Genomic DNA, 17162 nt, shown 5'->3' with positions numbered 1-17162 from the left:
GAGAAATTGCATGCGTCCTTTTATTCATGATGATTTTTTATTACAGTCAGAAGCTTCAAAGTGGATTTACCATGATTACGCGAAGGATTTACCGATTATTGATTATCACTGTCATTTGCCTCCTGTAGAGATCGCTAATAATCATCAGTATCAGACGATCACTGACATCTGGTTAGCAGGAGATCATTATAAGTGGCGTGCCATGCGAGCACTTGGTATCGATGAACATTACATTACGGGTGATGCACCTGATATTGAGAAATTTCAAAAATGGGCAAGCATTGTTCCAAAAACGATCGGTAATCCGCTCTATCATTGGACACATTTAGAGTTAAAAAGATACTTTAATCTTGACGTACTACTAGACGAATCAAACTGGCAAGACGTATGGGAAGAAACCAATCGCCTGTTGAATCAGGATGAGTTTCGAGCGCAAGGACTAATTACACGCTCAAATGTTGAAGCAATTTGTACAACTGATGATCCACTTGATTCACTTCAATATCATGATCAAATTAAACAAGATCCCAATTTTAAGACGCAAGTATTGCCGACATTGAGACCTGATCGCCTGATTGAAATTGGCGCGAACGACTTTCTTGATTATTTAACAGAAATTGAAGAGCATTATCAAGTTGAAGTGAAGACTTGGGATGACATGCAACAGTTAATTGAAACGATTGTAGAAGTGTTTCATCAGCAAGGCTGTCGATTAGCCGATCATGGCATCCAACGGCTACCATTTGTTCGTTCAACAGCCATTCGCCTGGAGCGAATTTTAGCGAAAAAGCGTCAAGGTGATGAGATCACACGTTCAGAAATTGATCAATACAAAACCGAAATGCTCATCCAGTTTGCCCATGCGTATCATAAGCGAGACTGGGTGATGCAATGGCATATTGGTGCAATTAGAAATAATAATCAGCGCATGTTTGCTCAACTTGGCAAAGATACTGGCTATGACTCAATTGATGATTTTAATTTAGCCAAATCATTAAACGGATTGTTAAATGCGATTGATTTTACTGATCAATTGCCTAAAACAATTATTTATAATTTAAATCCAAATCATAATGAGGTGATTGCTTCAGCAATTGGCAACTTTCAATCAGGTGAAACTGTAGGTAAAATCCAATTTGGTTCAGGGTGGTGGTTTAATGACCAAAAGCGTGGGATGGAGCGACAATTAAATGACTTAGCCCATTTCGGTATCTTATCAAGCTTTGTCGGGATGTTAACCGATTCAAGAAGTATGCTTTCTTATACAAGACATGAATACTTCAGACGAACATTGGCTAATTTACTTGGTGAGTGGGTTGAACAAGGCCTGATACCTAACGATCGAGAGCTTGTTGGTAAAGTGATGAGTGATGTGAGTTATTACAATGCTAAACGTTATTTTTCATTTTAAATGAAAGCGCTAAAATTATTTATTAAAACTTAGTTAATTCGATAGACTAACTAAGTGAAAGGTGTTAAACTAGAGTAGTAAAATAATATGAAATAAACTTAGGAGGTTTTTAAAAAATGGCGTATTTTGATAATATCCCAACAGTAAAATATGAAGGCCGTCATTCAGACAACCCTTATGCATTTAAGTTTTATAACCCAGAAGAAAAAATCGGTGGCAAAACAATGGAAGAAATCATGCGATTTGGTGTTGCTTACTGGCACACATTTGTTGCTGATGGTGGAGATCCATTTGGTGCTGGTACAGCGATTCGTCCTTGGGATCACCTAAAAGGAATGGATTTAGCAAAAGCACGTGTTGATGCATCATTCGAGTTTTATGAGAAATTAGGTGTACCATACTTTGCTTTCCACGATGTAGACATTTCACCTGAAGGCGATACATTGCGTGAAACAAATAAGAATCTTGATGAAATCGTTGCAATGATCAAAGACTACATGAAGGACAGTAAAGTTAAATTACTTTGGAACACAGCAAACATGTTCACAAACCCACGTTGGACACACGGTGCTGCAACTTCATCACATGCTGATGTATTTGCTTATGCAGGTGCTAAAGTTAAAAAAGGTCTAGAAGTTGGTAAAGAGTTAGGAGCAGAAAACTATGTATTCTGGGGTGGTCGTGAAGGTTATGAATCACTGCTAAATACAGACTTAAAATTTGAGCAAGATAACTTAGCAAGACTCTTCCACATGGCACTTGACTATGCGAAGGAAATTGATTTTGATGCACAGTTCTTAATTGAACCTAAGCCAAAAGAGCCAACAACTCACCAGTATGACTTTGACGTGGCAACAGGTATTGGCTTCTTGTACCAATATGACTTACAAGATCATATTAAGTTCAACATCGAAGCAAACCACGCAACATTAGCTGGTCACACGTTCGAGCATGAATTACGTGTAGCACGTGAAGCGGGTATGTTAGGTTCTGTTGACGCTAACCAAGGTGATACATTATTAGGCTGGGATACTGATGAGTTCCCAACAGACCTATATTCAACAACACTTGCGATGTATGAGATTCTGAAAAATGGTGGTTTAGGTCGTGGTGGATTGAACTTTGACGCTAAAGTTCGTCGTGGCTCATTTGAAAAAGAAGATCTATTCCACGCACATATTGCAGGTATGGATGCTTTTGCAGTCGGTCTAATTGTCGCGCAGAAGATGATTGATGATAACTTCTTTGAAAATATTATCGAAGAAAGATACAAAACATTTAGCTCTGAAATTGGTAAGAAGATTACTGCAAATGAAACAAACTTAGCAGAGCTTGAAAAATATGCAATTGACTTGAAAGATATTGATATTCGCTCAGGTCAAGTTGAGAAGATTAAAGCAAGAATTAACCAATATCTATTGAATATCTAAGATAAATAACAAAATCATGCGAATAGTGCTTAGCGCCATTCGCATGATTTATATTAAAGGAGGTTATCAGATGAGTTACGTTTTAGGTGTTGATCTCGGTACAAGTGCTGTTAAGGTATTACTTGTATCTAAAGCTGGAGAAGTTGTTGATGAAGTATCAAAAGACTATCCACTTTATCACGACAAACCAGGTTATAGTGAGCAAGATCCTGAAGATTGGGTGAAACAAACGAAAGCTACTTTAAAAGAATTGACAGGGCGTATGGATGATCCAAGTCAGATTGAGGGCTTAAGTTTTTCAGGTCAAATGCACGGTCTTGTATTATTAGGCGAAGACAACAAACCGCTTCGTCGTGCAATTTTATGGAATGATACCCGTACAACAGCAGAATGTCGTGAAATTGAAGAGAACGTTGGTTTAGATCGGTTACATGAATTAACGAAAAACCCAGCTTTAGAAGGCTTTACTTTACCTAAATTAGTTTGGGTTAAGAAGCATGAACCTGAAGTTTTTGCAAAAGCAAAAGTATTCTTATTACCAAAAGACTACGTCCGTTATGCATTAGCTGGTGATCTCAGCATGGACTACTCTGATGCAGCAGGAACATTGTTGTTAAATGTTGCAGATAAGCAGTGGAGTAAGGAGATGTGTGAGAAGAATGGCATCCCACTTTCACTATGCCCAACATTAGTTGGTTCTGACGAGCAAACTGGGACAATCTTGCCAGAAGTTGCTGAAGAAACTGGTCTATCGGTTGACTGTAAAGTGTTTGCTGGTGGAGCAGATAATGCATGTGGAGCAATTGGTGCTGGAATTTTAGCGGATGGATTAACATTAAGTAGTACCGGAACGTCAGGTGTTGTTTTATCTTATGAGGCAACTGGTGATAAGGATTTCCAAGGTCAAGTCCACTACTTTAACCATGGTGATCCTAATGCATACTACACGATGGGTGTGACGCTAGCTGCAGGTTATAGTTTAAGTTGGTTTAAGGATACATTTGCGGCTGATATTTCATTTAATGAACTTGTTGCTGAAGCAGAAGCTTCAACAGTTGGTGCAAAAGGAATGCTTTTCGCTCCATATATCGTAGGAGAAAGAACGCCATATCCAGATAGTGCAATTCGAGCTAGTTTTATTGGGGTCCATGCAAATCATAAACGTGGCGATTTTGCCCGTGCAGTTATTGAAGGAATTACATTTAGCTTAAATGAATCTGTAGAAATTTTCCGTAGCAAAGGTAAGAATATCTCAAAAGTTGTTGCAATTGGTGGCGGTGCAAAGAGTGAGCTTTGGCTCCAAACACAAGCAGATATCTTTAATGCTGAAGTTGTGACATTAGCTAACGAACAAGGACCAGGTATGGGGGCAGCTATTTTAGCCGCTGTTGGTTCAGGCTGGTATCCAAGCCTAGCTGAATGTGCTGAAAACTTCGTCTCTTATACAAAAACATATCAACCAAACCCAGAAAATGTTGCAAAATATCGCGAACTATTTAAACTTTATCAAACGATTTATCACTCGACAAAACAACTGAACCATGATTTAGCTGATTATCGCTAATTTTGGTTTAAAGGAGAATTGACATAATGAAAACGTTGAAAGAGTCTTTTAAAGATAAATTTTTAGTTGGAGCAGCTGTTAATGCTGAGACGATTGAGAATGATCAGGAGTTATTGAAAAAGCATTTTAACTCAATCACAGCAGAAAATGAAATGAAACCAATGCACATGCAACCAGAACAAGGTAACTTTACTTTTGACGTTGCAGATAAAATGCTTCAATTTGCTGAAGATAATGGTATGGAATTACGTGGACATACACTTGTCTGGCACAATCAAATGCCAAAGTGGTTTTTTGAAGATGAGAATGGAAATGATGTGTCACGTGATGAATTATTAAGACGAATGAAAGCCCATATTGATGCGGTAGTCACACGTTATAAAGGACGTATTCATGCATGGGACGTTGTTAACGAAGCTGTAGAAGATCGTGGAGAGCAAGTTTACCGACAATCTAAATGGATTGATATTATCGGTGAGGATTTTATTGACTACGCTTTCAAATATGCGCATGAAGCAGATCCTGATGCATTGTTGTTCTATAATGACTACAACGAATCACATCCAAATAAACGTGAAAAAATCTATCAGCTTGTCAAAGGCTTACTAGATCGAGGCGTGCCAATTCACGGTGTTGGTTTACAAGCACACTGGAATCTTTATGATCCAAGCTATGAAAATATCGAAGCTGCAATTAAGAGATACAGTGAGCTCGGTTTACAGTTACATGTAACAGAAATGGACGTTTCTGTATTTGAGTTTGGTGATGAACGTACAGATGTGAAAGAACCAACAAAAGAGATGCTTCATCTTCAGGCTGAGCGTTATGAGCGTTTCTTTGATCTATTTACAAAATATCAAGAACACTTAACGTCAGTTACTTTCTGGGGTATATCAGATGCATATACTTGGTTAAATGATTTCCCAGTTAAAGGCCGTAAAAACTGGCCGTTCGTATTAGATGAAAAAGGTGAACCAAAACCAGCCTATCATCGAATTGTAAAATAATCTGCTAAGGATTAAAAAAACCTCTGAATTTTTACTGTGGATTCAGAGGTTTTTTTATTTAATTATTGATTGAAAGCACCGTGTTTGACTGAGCCAACGAATTGGTTGAGTCTCCAACCGGATCTGATGGCGGCGTGGACAAAGTCTTTTGCCTGTAGGACAGATTCTTTTACAGACTTCCCTTGAGCAAGATTAGCCGTAATTGCTGCGGCAAAAGTACAGCCAGCCCCATGGGTATAGGTTGTCTCTATTCTATTCTTTTCGAGAATTAAAAATTCATGTCCATCGTAAAAGAGATCAATCGCCTGATCGTGGTTAAGAGCAGTACCGCCTTTAATGACGACATTTTTTGCACCTAAGTCAATAATAATTTGGGCAGCTTGTTTCATTCCTTCAAGATCAGTGATTGGCCCTGTTTTAGCAAGTTGTCCTGCTTCAAAGAGGTTAGGTGTTGTAATTGTAGCAAGTGGCAATAGATGCTCACGCAATGCCACGGTATTTTCGGGCTGGAGTACTTCATCATCACCCTTACATACCATAACAGGATCAATAACAATATTGTTTAAATGATGTTCTGTTATCTTTTTTGCTCCAAGTTCGATGATTTCAACAGAGCCGAGCATGCCAGTTTTCATTGCGTCGATTCCGATTGAGAGAGCAGTTTCTAATTGGTGTTCGACTAAATTTACGTCGATTGGTGTAACTTGGTGACTCCATGATTCTGGAACCATTGTAACGATTGATGTAAGTGCCGTCATTCCGTAGACGTTGTGTTCTTGAAATGTTTTTAAATCTGCTTGAATCCCAGCACCGCCGCTAGAATCAGAGCCGGCTAATGTTAATGTTTTCTTCACGACTTGTCCTCCTAGGAATAATCATATTTAAAATCATAACACTATTTATTCTATTCGGAAATAACATAATTAAAAATTTTATGAATTAAGCCAGTTTTGCGATTCAAATAATGGATATAAAATACGAATAATCATTTTGTGAGGTACCGCGGTGATTTCCGCTCTGGGTGGACGCGTTCCGCGGGCACGGCCTCGGGCGCACAGGATGTGGGTCAGTTAGACGTTGGGACTGCGGTTACTCGTCCCACCAAAAGATCTGCCACAGGACGTGGCGGTCTTAGTCTAACATTCCTTATTGCTCCACTAACGTGTCGCAATAAGGATTTTCGGACTCGTGGGACTGCGGTTACTCGTCCCATCGAAGACCGTTTGCTGTTCCCGCTGGAGTCGCCACCCGCCGCTCCAATCACTTAATGGAGATTTATATTTTGTCTGGAAGTTTAAGTTCATTACGAATTATTCTTATTCTATGATTTTTTAGGTCATGTAATCTCTAATAACTAATTTTAAGATATAAACACGAACAGATCGAAACAAGGTTATATTAATATAGCGTATAAGCATATTAACCAAGCGATTTGAAGAGAATGTGCGGCTTAAAGTGAGAAGTACGAGTGCTATCTTTAACTAAATTACTTGTATTTTTTGTATGTTTTGGTGATTCAAAATTTTAATGGGGGTTATGGTTTGTTGGTAGGTAATGGGGATTAGTCGATATCGTTGATTAAGGGCGGTAAGTAAAATATAATAGAGTGGATGGAGAGAACGTGTTTGATAGAAGAATAAGCAGATAGAGAATGTTTCGGCTTAATTAAAGAGAGGTAAAATGAATTATGGGTAAAACATCTAGACAAAGCGCAATCGGTCAAGCGCACAGTAAATTAATCTTAATGGGAGAGCATGCAGTTGTCTATAATGAGCCTGCGATTGCGATACCATTTGATACATTAATTGTTAAAGCAATGGTCAAATCATATGAAGGAACGGTACAATTTATTAGTGATTTTTATGCTGGTGAACTTGAACAAATGCCAGATAAAATGAAAGGCTTGGCTGAATGTGTCAAGTCAGTTTGTGAACAACTCAATCAGCCAGTTGAGAATTTCCAAATTAACCTTGAGTCTTCGATTCCAATCGGACGGGGACTTGGCTCAAGTGCAGCAATTGCAGTTTCTTTAGTACGAGGTTTGTATAATTTTTTCAAAAAAAACCTTAATCGAGAGACTTTAAAGCGGTTTGTTGATTTGGCGGAAAAGTATGCACATGGGACGCCAAGTGGGATTGATCGAGAAGCGACGACACACGATCATCCGATCTTTTTTCAGCGTGAGCATCATGTTGAACAGGTGAAGATTGGTGAGCCATTGCATTTGGTTGTGGCTGATACTGGGCGAGTTGGTGATACGCATGCGTCGGTGGCGAGTGTGAAGGAGCAGTATCAACGGGCAGAAGTAGTCACAAGAAAAAGGATTGCCCATTTGGGTCAGTTGACAAGAAAAGCGCGTCAAGTGATGGAATCGGGTCTGTTGGTTGAGTTAGGTAAGCTACTTGATCAGGCGCATCTAGAGTTACAAGCGCTAGGAGTGAGTGATCCTGGGCTTGATTATTATGTTGAGGTTAGTAAGCAAGCTGGAGCGCTTGGTGCGAAGTTGACAGGTGGCGGTCGAGGTGGTTGTATGTTTGCGTTAGTCGATTCGGTTAGTCAGGCTAAGGTTGTTGAGGATGCATTAGTCAATGCCGGGGCTGCGCGAACATGGTATTGTAAAGTGGCGAATGAGGTGATGAGTTATGAAAGCTAAGGCACGGGCACATACAAATATCGCATTGATAAAGTATTGGGGAAAACGTGATGAAGCACTTTTTTTACCGACTAATAATAGTTTGTCGATGACGTTAGATCAATTTTATACTGAGACAATGGTTGAGTTTGATTCAAAGTTAAAGAGCGATCAGTTTATTTTGGATGGAATGGAAATGGATCAACGTGAGACAGAAAAGGTGAGTCTGTTCATGGATAAGGTTCGTCGCTATACTGGGGAGTCGCGTTATGCGTTGATTGACTCGGTTAATCACGTCCCAACGGCTGCTGGGTTTGCTTCGTCTGCGTCAGGTTATGCGGCACTAGCTGCGGCGGCGATGAAGGCGACTGGGGTGAATTTTTCAGAAAAAGAGTTGTCGAAAATGGCGCGTCAAGGGTCGGGTTCGGCGAGTCGTTCGATTTACGGTGGATTTGTTGAGTGGCAGAAGGGTGAGTTGGCTGACGGTTCGGATTGTTATGCCGTTCCTGTCTTGGAACAGGGGGCTTGGGATCTACGTGTGTTGTCGGTTGAGGTGACACATGAGGTGAAGAAGGTATTGAGCCGTGAGGGTATGAAGCGGACGGTCGAGACGTCACCGTTTTTTGCTGGTTGGTTAGAAGCGGTTGCTGCGGATTTAGTTGAAGCGAAGGCAGCGATTGCTGAGCGTGATTTTACTCGCTTAGGTGAGACGTTAGAAAGGAACGCGCTCCGGATGCATGCGACGACGCTCGGGGCTAATCCACCATTTATGTATTGGCAAAGTTCAACGGTACAAGTGATGGAGGCTGTTCAGGTACTTCGGGAGTCGGGGGTTGAGGCTTATTTTACGATTGATGCGGGACCGAATGTTAAAGTAGTTTGTCAGCCTAAAGATGAAGAGCGAATTTTTGCTGAGTTAATGAAGTTAGCTGTTGTGCAACAGATTTATCGTTGCCAAGTTGGTCCGGGTGTGAATTATTTAGAGATATGATAGGGGAGATCGGGATGAGGGATGAGCGCTATACAGTTCGGGCACCGGGGAAGTTATTTATTGCGGGTGAATATGCCATTACAGAGCCTGATCAGGATAGTATCGTCGTGGCAGTTGATCGTTATCTATCAGTTGAGATTCAGACGAGTCCATTTAATCGATTAGATTTGCCGGAAATGAATTTAATTAATATGCAGTGGAATGAGAAATTTGGCAAAGCTATTTTTAAAAAGTATCATCCACGGCTGAGATTTATCAAACATATATTAGATACATTTTACGCTTATGCAGATGGGCATTCGCCTGTTCATATTAAGGTAACAAGCGAACTTGATTCAAGCTCAGGGAAGAAATATGGACTAGGTTCGAGTGCAGCGTTATCTGTTGCATTTTTGACGGCGTTACTAAAGTTTTCTAATCAACATGAACGGATTGCTGATCAGTTAACGATTTTTAAACTAGCTTCAATCGCTCATTTTAGAGCACAGGGTAATGGTTCATGTGCAGATATTGCGGCTTCTACGTATGGTGGCTGGTTGAATTACCGGACATTTGATAGTGTTTGGTTAATGGAAAAATTGAATCAAGGGTGTTCTGTTAAAACGATCGTCGAAGCGGATTGGCCTGGGTTAAAAATTATTCCATTGAAACAGCCGGATCAACTTCACTTTTTGGTCGGTTGGACGCAGGAGACGGCTAGAACGGCTCCAATGGTTGCAAAAGTTCATCGTTTAAAATCGAAGCAGCCGAATCTGTATCAGCAGTTTTTGCAGACGAGTCAGATGGCTGTTGAACAAATGATTGCTGGGTTTCAAAGTGGTGATTCGGACAGTTTGATTGCAGGCACCAAAGCTAATCGTAGTGCATTGCGTTTACTTGGAATCGAAGCAGATGTGCCAATTGAGACGCAAAAACTATCTGAATTAATTGATCTTGCATCACCATTTGGCGGTGCGAAAACATCAGGTGCTGGTGGAGGGGATTGTGGAATTGCCTTTATTAAATCAGTGGATGAGATCAATCACGTTTATCAATTGTGGGAAGATGCGGGGATTGAGCCGTTAATGGTGACAGCTTCTTTGGTTGGTGTGGAAATAACTTAAATTTAAAGGTGTGCGTGATCTGAGAATGATCATTCACACCTTTTTTTGTTTACTTCATAATTTTACGTGCCCGTTCCAATCCATTTTTTGAGTTTGGGTAGCGGAATGGGAAATCAAATCTTGATGATTGCTTGAGAATACTTTTTTTGTGTGTGAACGTGTCAAAACTATGCTTGCCACGATACGAGCCCATGCCACTTTCTCCGACACCGCCAAAAGGCAAGTGTGGTGTGCCTAAATGATAAAGTGTGTCATTGATACAGCCACCACCAAAGGAAATTTGCTCAAGTACAGTATCTTGGTAGTGTGCCGTCTCTGAGAAAAAGTAAAAGGATAATGGCTTTGGCTGTCTGCGAATATAATCAATGGCTTCATTTAAATTTGAATACGTAAGCACTGGTAAAATCGGTCCGAAAATTTCTTCGGTCATAATCGGATCGTTTTGATCAACATCGACGAGTACAGTAGGCTCAATGATTCGTTTGTCAGGGTTGACCTTACCACCGTAATATAGTTTTCCGCTTTTTAAATAACCCCTCAACCTGTGGAAGTGCTTATCGTTAACGATTTTTCCGTAATTCGGGTTATTAACTGGGTGATCACCGTAAAGCTGATTAATTGCTTCTGTAAAGTAGTTTAAAAACTGTGCCTTGACGTTTTCATGGACGAATAAATAATCTGGTGCAACACATGTCTGTCCTGAATTGGTGAATTTTCCCCAAGCGACACGTTTAGCTGCAAGTTTTAGTGAAGCATCTTCATGAACAATGACTGGACTTTTCCCGCCTAATTCAAGTGTTATCGGTATTAAATGTTGACTAGCCTTTTCCATGACTATTTTGCCAACAGCTACACTTCCAGTAAAGAAAATATAATCAAACGGCATGTTGAGCAATTCTTGACTCTTTTCTGCCCCTCCTAGCCCCACTGCAACGTAATCTTCAACGAATGTTTGACTAATGATTTCTTTAATTAAATTTGAAACTGTTGGCGTTAATTCTGATGGTTTGATCACGGCAGTATTCCCACCTGCAATCGCACCAATAAGTGGTGTCATTGCTAACTGAAACGGATAGTTCCAAGGCGAAATGATTAATGAAGCACCATACGGATCAGGATAAATTTTGCTGACAGAACCAATGTGTGTTAATGGTGTTTTCACACGTTTGGGCTTCATCCATTTTTTTAAGTTTTTTAAGACAAAATCAATTTCAGCATAAACAATCCCGATCTCGGTTGTAAATGCTTCAAAATCAGACTTATTTAGATCGGTTTGCAGTGCTTTTAATAGTTTTTCTTCATTTGCTTTGATCGATGCTTTTAATAGGTTCAATGCTTTTTTACGATATTGGTAAGGGCGTGTGATCCCTGAATAAAAATAATCCTTTTGTCGCTCTAATATATCCATGCAAAAAACCTCCACTCATTATTTAGATTATTATACCAAAATGATCAATCAATAATCGAACAATTCGATTGAAAGAACTCCATATTATCTAACAGTAGACGTAAGTTTTGAAACAATCCATTAAATGAATCTATGAATGTGATCGACGATTCATGTCATAATATAGATTAAATCAAGAGTGCTTAGTTTACTGTTGGAAAACTAGGGAAATATAACTGTGGAAACGAAATGATTGACGAGTTAAAAAGAAGCGTGTTATAATTATCTCGAATTAAAGATAATTTATCAAAAGTACGGAATACAATTATAGGGGGCAATAATAATGGTTAGTGAATTAAAAGGAATTCACCACGTGACAGCAATTACGAGTAGTGCAGAAAAAAATTATCAATTTTTCACATTTGTGTTAGGGATGCGTTTAGTTAAAAAAACAGTTAACCAGGATGATATTCAAACATACCACCTGTTCTTTGCTGATGACGAAGGAAATGCTGGAACAGATATGACCTTCTTTGACTTTCCTGGGATTCCAAAAGGAACACATGGAACGAATGAAATCTTTCGAACAGGATTCCGTGTACCAACAGATGAGGCGATCAGTTATTGGGAAAAACGATTTGATCGTCTTGATGTTAAGCATGATGGTATCGAAGAGCAATTTGGTAAAAAGGTGATTAACTTTGTTGATTTTGATGACCAACATTACCAATTAATTTCTGATCAAAATAACCAAGGTGTCGAATCAGGGGCACCATGGAAAAAAGGTCCTATTCCGCTTGAGTATGCAATTACTGGGTTAGGTCCCGTTCATATTCGGATTAGTAACTTTGATTACTTTAAGCAAGTTTTAGAAAAAGTTTTAGGCTTCAAAGAAATTGACAGTAATCGTGACCAGTACTTGTTTGAAGTTGGAGAAGGTGGAAATGGCGCACAAATTGTTGTTGAGCATAATCAAGTTTTACCAGACGGTAGACAAGGTTATGGAACGGTGCACCACCTTGCATTTCGAGTCCACGATCGCGAAGCTTTGGATGAATGGATTAATTATTTACCGATGTTCGGCCTCCAAACATCTGGCTACGTTGACCGACATTTCTTTGAATCATTATATGCAAGAGTCACGCCGCATATTTTATTCGAGTGGGCAACAGACGGACCAGGTTTTATGGGCGATGAGCCATATGAAACTTTAGGTGAAAAATTGTCGTTACCACCATTTTTAGAGCCAAAACGTGAACAGATCGAATCAGTTGTACGACCAATTGATACGGTGAGAAGTACACTGGATATTGAAAAAGAATAATTGATCTTTAAAGGCGCTAAATAAGTTATTTAGCGCCTTTACTCATGGGGAAAACTAGCATATAATTAATTTAACATATTTAGACTGGAGAGGGTTAATTTGCATAGAAAAAATTAGCTATTCTTGTGATGTTTTTAACAATGTTTGTGCTCGTAGGTTGTAATAATGAAACGTCAAGTGTAACTGATGAAGATGAAGTATTAGAAGAAAAAGTGTTGGAACTAGAACAGCAGAATCAAGCGTTTCAAGTAAAAATAACAGAATTAGAACTAGAAAATGAAGATTTGCAAGAACAAATATGTGCAGAGACAGTACCGGATGCTGACTTAGATGAACGCTTTAGATTGCATGAAGAGCAAGTAGTAGAAATCCTTAGCTATTTTAGTGAAGAACAACTTAATGCATTCGCAGAGGATCAATGGCAATACAGATTGAGCGTAAGTGACGTTGATATTCCTGTAAGTGGTGTCTTGGAAGTCGAAGCTGATCAAATTGAAATCAGCTTGTCTCAACAGCAACCAGAGATGAGCTTGTTACCAAGTGAAATTTTTGAACAAGGTCAAATAAGTGGTGAATCTTATCATGAACACATTCTTGAAGTCACTCCAGAGCCAGCTGAAGAAACATGGCGTGATGGCACAGTCGTTACTGGTTATGGGCTAATCTATACTGACCTGACACCTGGAACTGAAATCCAACTAACAATAACAGAGGAATTACAAGCAAGACTAGGTTTTGAAACGAATCAGGTGATAATTAGAACAAACTAATTAACCGGTACAAATAAATAGTGGCTAAACTTAACAAACAAAATCAATTTCTATGCTAAAATAATAGTAAATGAGTCTTGAAGGATTGATCGGTATGCCAACATTTTGGTTTCATTTACTTTATTTATTAACCGTTTGGGGTATAGCAGCATTTACAAAGAGCGACATGACAGAGCTTGATCCAATGACGATCATCTTAAGTGCGCTCTTTTTTATGCTTTACTTTTGCTTACCCTTAACAAAAAATAAACCAAGACAATTACAAATGGTATTATTAGCCCTTGCTTTATTTGTTTTCTTCACCTTCAGTTCACAAACTTTTAATGGCTTAGTTTTGTTGATTATTTTAGTGATTGCAAAACATACGGTTGATCACTTACAAGGCTGGCGGCTCTATCTCCAGCTTTTTGTTCAGTATCTAATTGTCATCTTTCCTTATTTGCTCATTTTTGACCCCTTTATGATTAGTTATTTTAGTTTGCTGATTATATTTATCGGATTTTTACTTTATATTTGGCGACGAACGAATCAAATCAACACACAATTAAATGATAGCTACATCCAACTTGAAACTGAATATCGCCAGTTAAAACGTCAGACGGTTATTCAAGAGAAGGTTGTTCGCCAAGAAGAGCGGAACCAAGTTGCCCGTGATATTCATGATTCAGTCGGTCACCGATTAACAGCACTATTGATGCAACTCGAAGTGGCCAGACTTCAAGCTCCAGATCAAATTTTTCAGGAAAAATTTGATCAACTGAAAATCCTTGCACAAACCAGTTTAGATGAAACAAGAGAAGCGGTTAAAACATTGAGAAGGGAAGAAACAACAGGGTTGACTGCGGTGATTCAGTTAATTCGGAAATTGGAGTCGGAGAGTCATCTGCGTGTGTCGTTTCACGTTCAATCAGGTGCCCTGTCTGTCCCGTTATCAAATGATCAGTCAGTTGCTCTCTATCGCTCGGTGCAAGAAGGTTTAACAAATATGATGCGTCATAGTAATGAGAGACAAGCGAGCATCGAATTTAACTTTCTTGGAGGGCGATTTTTCCGTTTTCAAATTAGTCACCCTTTGAAAAAGAAAGTTGAGATTGAAGAAGGTTTTGGGCTAAAGGCAATGCGCGAACGACTAGAACTATTAAACGGCTCGTTAAAAATAAATCAAGTTGAAGGTGAGTTTCGTTTAATCGGAACATTTCCTATGGAAGAAGGAGAATAAAGATGGTATCAATTTTATTAGCAGAAGACCAAGTGCTCGTCAGGCAAGGCTTGAAAATGATGATTGAAACTGACCCGGAACTTAAGGTAAATGGAGAAGCGAACAATGGTAAAGAAGCGATTGAACTTTGCCGTAAAGTTCAGTTTGATTTAGCTGTATTAGATATTCGCATGCCTGAAATGACGGGACTTGAAGCGATGCGTGAAATCAAGAAAAATTGGCCAGAAATGAAAATTTTGATTTTAACAACCTTTAATGATGAGGAATATGCTTTAGAGGCACTTAAAAATGGGGCGAATGGCTATATGTTGAAAAACGCGAATGCGAAGGAATTAATTCGTTCGATCCGAAGCTGTCTACAAGGTGGATTGTCAATTGAAGATCAAGTGGCAGCAAAAGTATTTCCAGCTCTAATAGCAAGTGAGCGACGTCAAGAAGCGGATCCAACATTAACGGAGCGAGAGCTTGATATTATCGTTGGCGTCGGTCAAGGGTTAAGCAACAAGGAAATTGCAGAGGAGCTTTTTTTATCAATTGGGACAGTTAAAAATCATATTTCTGTTATTTTAGATAAATTAGCATTGCGCGATCGAACTCAACTAGCAATTTATGCTGTTCGCCATCAGATTGTTTAAGAAAATGACTGAGGTCATGGTTAACTAAATAATTAATGACTGGAGATAGTGGTGACACTATCTTTTTTTATGTAGACTTAAATTAAGCTAAAAAAGGAAAGCGGGTGTTTCAATGCTACAAGTTAATGATTTACACAAAAAATTTAAAACGACAACTGCGGTTAATGGGGTAAATTTATATCTTGATCAAGGGGAATCAGTCGGCTTACTTGGTCCAAATGGTGCTGGTAAATCCACGACGATTTCAATGATTTCAACATTATTACAACCAACAAGTGGTGATATTCGATTCAAAGGTGGCGATGTGTTAAAAAAGCCGGATGTAATTCGTCCAGTTCTCGGTGTCGTTCCACAAGAAATCGCACTCTATGAAGAATTAACTGCCTATGAAAATATGCATTTCTTTGGTAAAACTTATGGACTATCAGGTGAAAAATTAAAAAACAAAATCGATGAAGTTTTGGAACTAGTTGGGTTAACTGATCGAAAGAAAGAGCGAGTCAAAAATTATTCAGGTGGGATGAAGCGGAGAATTAATATTGCCGTTTCGCTCATGCATGAACCAGAGTTATTGATTATGGATGAGCCAACAGTTGGTATTGATCCACAATCAAGAAGCCATATTTTAGAGATGGTGCGTGAATTAAATCGTAAAAAGGGTATGAGTATTTTGTACACGAGCCATTATATGGAGGAAGTTGAGAGACTTTGTGATCGTGTTTATATTATGGATCACGGTCAGATCATTGCTTCAGGTACTAAAGAGGAATTAAAAAGTATTTTATCAAGTGAGGATACAATTTTAATTGAAGTTCATCAAAAATCAGAACAGTTCATTGATCAATTAAATGAACACTCATTGGTTCAGCAAATTGCTGAGGTTGATACAGGTTATAAAGTGATTGTCTCAAAAGGTGCTGATGTATTTGCTGATATTTTTGAGATCGCTAATGCAAGTCAAGTGAAAGTTAAGGGTGTTCATGTTCAGACGCCAACCTTAGAGGATGTCTTCCTCCACTTGACCGGAAGAAAATTAAGAGACTAGGAGGCTTTAGCGGATGTGGAATTTAATTAGGAAAGACTTTTTAACGATTTCTCGTGACCGTTCCGAAGTCCTGATCTTACTTGTTATGCCAATGGTTTTGATTGCGATATTAGGCTTTGCCTTAGGTAGTATTATGTTTGGCACGACTGATATGGATCCCGTTCCTGTTGCCCTTATCATTGAAAATGATCTCGAACAGGATCTTGAGCAATTTCGAGAGGATCTAATTACCGAAGGACTGCCAGAACAAGCTATTGAACAAATCATTACGAGTGCTGGAACCATTGACCCAGCATTGAGCTTAGAAACCATTCTTCGTTCTCCAGAGCTGAGTGATTTGATCGATCTGAAAGAAAATGATGATCAGGAGCAAGCAGAAGCCGCGTTAGCTACTGATGAAGTTTTAGCAGTGATCACAATTCCTGAACAATTTTCTTACCAGACATTATTAGCTTTTTATTTAACGGAAGATACAGATGCGAGTATTGAGCTCTTTGTTCAAGATCATGAACAAATTCAAGCAACAATTGTTGAAGGCATTTTAACTAGTTTTTCAGATCAATATAATCTAGACCTGCATTATTCATAACTTGATTTTTTATAGGTGATTTGCCCATTAAATTGCCAAAAGTGAATGCCAGTTA

The 17162-nt window shown here is 39.0% G+C and carries 15 protein-coding genes; 13 read left to right on the top strand and 2 right to left on the bottom strand.

The features are described 5' to 3' along the window. Positions 1-10 precede the first annotated feature (10 nt). The 4 genes from uxaC (at position 11) to ABD814_RS11610 (ending at position 5412) form a co-directional block, all read left to right on the top strand. Positions 11-1411, top strand: a complete 1401-nt coding sequence (gene uxaC, locus ABD814_RS11625; RefSeq protein WP_344913333.1) for a glucuronate isomerase — start codon at positions 11-13, stop codon at positions 1409-1411. A 116-nt stretch (positions 1412-1527) separates the two neighbouring features. Further along, positions 1528-2841: a xylose isomerase gene (gene xylA, locus ABD814_RS11620; RefSeq protein WP_344913331.1), complete on the top strand. Its 1314-nt coding sequence runs from the start codon at positions 1528-1530 to the stop codon at positions 2839-2841. Positions 2842-2911: 70 nt separating this feature from the next. Beyond that, on the top strand, positions 2912-4405 hold the full coding sequence (gene xylB, locus ABD814_RS11615) for a xylulokinase (protein ID WP_344913329.1): 1494 nt from the start codon (positions 2912-2914) through the stop codon (positions 4403-4405). A 26-nt stretch (positions 4406-4431) separates the two neighbouring features. Then, positions 4432-5412, top strand: a complete 981-nt coding sequence (locus tag ABD814_RS11610) for an endo-1,4-beta-xylanase (RefSeq protein WP_344913327.1) — start codon at positions 4432-4434, stop codon at positions 5410-5412. A gap of 62 nt (positions 5413-5474) precedes the next feature. On the opposite strand, the gene thiD is transcribed toward ABD814_RS11610, so the two are convergent. After that, positions 5475-6266 (bottom strand): bifunctional hydroxymethylpyrimidine kinase/phosphomethylpyrimidine kinase, encoded by a 792-nt coding sequence (gene thiD, locus ABD814_RS11605; protein ID WP_344913325.1) that lies wholly within the window; start codon positions 6264-6266, stop codon positions 5475-5477. 833 nt (positions 6267-7099) lie between these two features. Between thiD and mvk the strand changes: the two genes are divergently transcribed. Genes mvk through ABD814_RS11590 form a run of 3 tightly spaced genes read left to right on the top strand, consistent with a single transcriptional unit; the run spans position 7100 to position 10138 of the window. Beyond that, a complete protein-coding gene (mvk, locus tag ABD814_RS11600; protein WP_344913324.1) occupies positions 7100-8065 on the top strand; it encodes a mevalonate kinase in 966 nt (321 codons plus the stop codon). Next, the gene (gene mvaD, locus ABD814_RS11595; RefSeq protein WP_344913322.1) at positions 8055-9035 is read left to right on the top strand and encodes a diphosphomevalonate decarboxylase; all 981 of its coding nucleotides are present in this window, start codon (positions 8055-8057) and stop codon (positions 9033-9035) included. Before mvk ends, mvaD begins: the two co-directional genes overlap by 11 nt. Positions 9036-9049: 14 nt before the next feature. After that, positions 9050-10138 (top strand): phosphomevalonate kinase, encoded by a 1089-nt coding sequence (locus ABD814_RS11590; RefSeq protein WP_344913320.1) that lies wholly within the window; start codon positions 9050-9052, stop codon positions 10136-10138. 49 nt (positions 10139-10187) lie between these two features. On the opposite strand, the gene ABD814_RS11585 is transcribed toward ABD814_RS11590, so the two are convergent. Then, the gene (locus ABD814_RS11585; protein ID WP_344913319.1) at positions 10188-11546 is read right to left on the bottom strand and encodes an aldehyde dehydrogenase; all 1359 of its coding nucleotides are present in this window, start codon (positions 11544-11546) and stop codon (positions 10188-10190) included. A gap of 322 nt (positions 11547-11868) precedes the next feature. Between ABD814_RS11585 and ABD814_RS11580 the strand changes: the two genes are divergently transcribed. The 6 genes from ABD814_RS11580 to ABD814_RS11555 all read left to right on the top strand — a co-directional run bounded on the left by ABD814_RS11580 (position 11869) and on the right by ABD814_RS11555 (position 17107). Next, entirely contained in the window at positions 11869-12849 is a 981-nt protein-coding gene (locus tag ABD814_RS11580; RefSeq protein ID WP_344913317.1) for a ring-cleaving dioxygenase, read from the top strand. A 140-nt stretch (positions 12850-12989) separates the two neighbouring features. Continuing rightward, a complete protein-coding gene (locus tag ABD814_RS11575; RefSeq protein WP_344913315.1) occupies positions 12990-13619 on the top strand; it encodes a hypothetical protein in 630 nt (209 codons plus the stop codon). Between the two features lie 94 nt (positions 13620-13713). Then, a complete protein-coding gene (locus ABD814_RS11570) occupies positions 13714-14838 on the top strand; it encodes a sensor histidine kinase (protein ID WP_344913314.1) in 1125 nt (374 codons plus the stop codon). Positions 14839-14840: 2 nt separating this feature from the next. Continuing rightward, entirely contained in the window at positions 14841-15473 is a 633-nt protein-coding gene (locus ABD814_RS11565) for a response regulator (protein WP_344913312.1), read from the top strand. A gap of 112 nt (positions 15474-15585) precedes the next feature. Continuing rightward, on the top strand, positions 15586-16518 hold the full coding sequence (locus ABD814_RS11560) for an ABC transporter ATP-binding protein (protein ID WP_344913310.1): 933 nt from the start codon (positions 15586-15588) through the stop codon (positions 16516-16518). A 13-nt stretch (positions 16519-16531) separates the two neighbouring features. Further along, positions 16532-17107 carry an ABC transporter permease gene (locus ABD814_RS11555; protein WP_344913309.1) on the top strand — a complete coding sequence of 192 codons (576 nt, stop codon included), beginning with the start codon at positions 16532-16534 and terminating at the stop codon, positions 17105-17107. The last annotated feature ends 55 nt before the right edge of the window (positions 17108-17162 follow it).

Origin of the sequence: Amphibacillus indicireducens (genome assembly GCF_039539605.1) — a bacterium.
GTDB lineage: Bacteria > Bacillota > Bacilli > Bacillales > Amphibacillaceae > Amphibacillus > Amphibacillus indicireducens.
The sequence above is the reverse complement of the archived record's forward strand: the minus strand, read 5'-3'. Positions and strand labels throughout refer to the sequence as shown.

What these genes read in the sequence shown, in the direction of transcription:
- uxaC (WP_344913333.1), top strand. Translation starts at nt 11, where the DNA reads ATGCGTCCTTTTATTCATGATGATTTTTTATTACAGTCAGAAGCTTCA.
- xylA (WP_344913331.1), top strand. Translation starts at nt 1,528, where the DNA reads ATGGCGTATTTTGATAATATCCCAACAGTAAAATATGAAGGCCGTCAT.
- xylB (WP_344913329.1), top strand. Translation starts at nt 2,912, where the DNA reads ATGAGTTACGTTTTAGGTGTTGATCTCGGTACAAGTGCTGTTAAGGTA.
- ABD814_RS11610 (WP_344913327.1), top strand. Translation starts at nt 4,432, where the DNA reads ATGAAAACGTTGAAAGAGTCTTTTAAAGATAAATTTTTAGTTGGAGCA.
- mvk (WP_344913324.1), top strand. Translation starts at nt 7,100, where the DNA reads ATGGGTAAAACATCTAGACAAAGCGCAATCGGTCAAGCGCACAGTAAA.
- mvaD (WP_344913322.1), top strand. Translation starts at nt 8,055, where the DNA reads ATGAAAGCTAAGGCACGGGCACATACAAATATCGCATTGATAAAGTAT.
- ABD814_RS11590 (WP_344913320.1), top strand. Translation starts at nt 9,050, where the DNA reads ATGAGGGATGAGCGCTATACAGTTCGGGCACCGGGGAAGTTATTTATT.
- ABD814_RS11585 (WP_344913319.1), bottom strand. Translation starts at nt 11,546, where the DNA reads ATGGATATATTAGAGCGACAAAAGGATTATTTTTATTCAGGGATCACA.
- ABD814_RS11580 (WP_344913317.1), top strand. Translation starts at nt 11,869, where the DNA reads ATGGTTAGTGAATTAAAAGGAATTCACCACGTGACAGCAATTACGAGT.
- ABD814_RS11575 (WP_344913315.1), top strand. Translation starts at nt 12,990, where the DNA reads ATGTTTGTGCTCGTAGGTTGTAATAATGAAACGTCAAGTGTAACTGAT.
- ABD814_RS11570 (WP_344913314.1), top strand. Translation starts at nt 13,714, where the DNA reads ATGCCAACATTTTGGTTTCATTTACTTTATTTATTAACCGTTTGGGGT.
- ABD814_RS11565 (WP_344913312.1), top strand. Translation starts at nt 14,841, where the DNA reads ATGGTATCAATTTTATTAGCAGAAGACCAAGTGCTCGTCAGGCAAGGC.
- ABD814_RS11560 (WP_344913310.1), top strand. Translation starts at nt 15,586, where the DNA reads ATGCTACAAGTTAATGATTTACACAAAAAATTTAAAACGACAACTGCG.
- ABD814_RS11555 (WP_344913309.1), top strand. Translation starts at nt 16,532, where the DNA reads ATGTGGAATTTAATTAGGAAAGACTTTTTAACGATTTCTCGTGACCGT.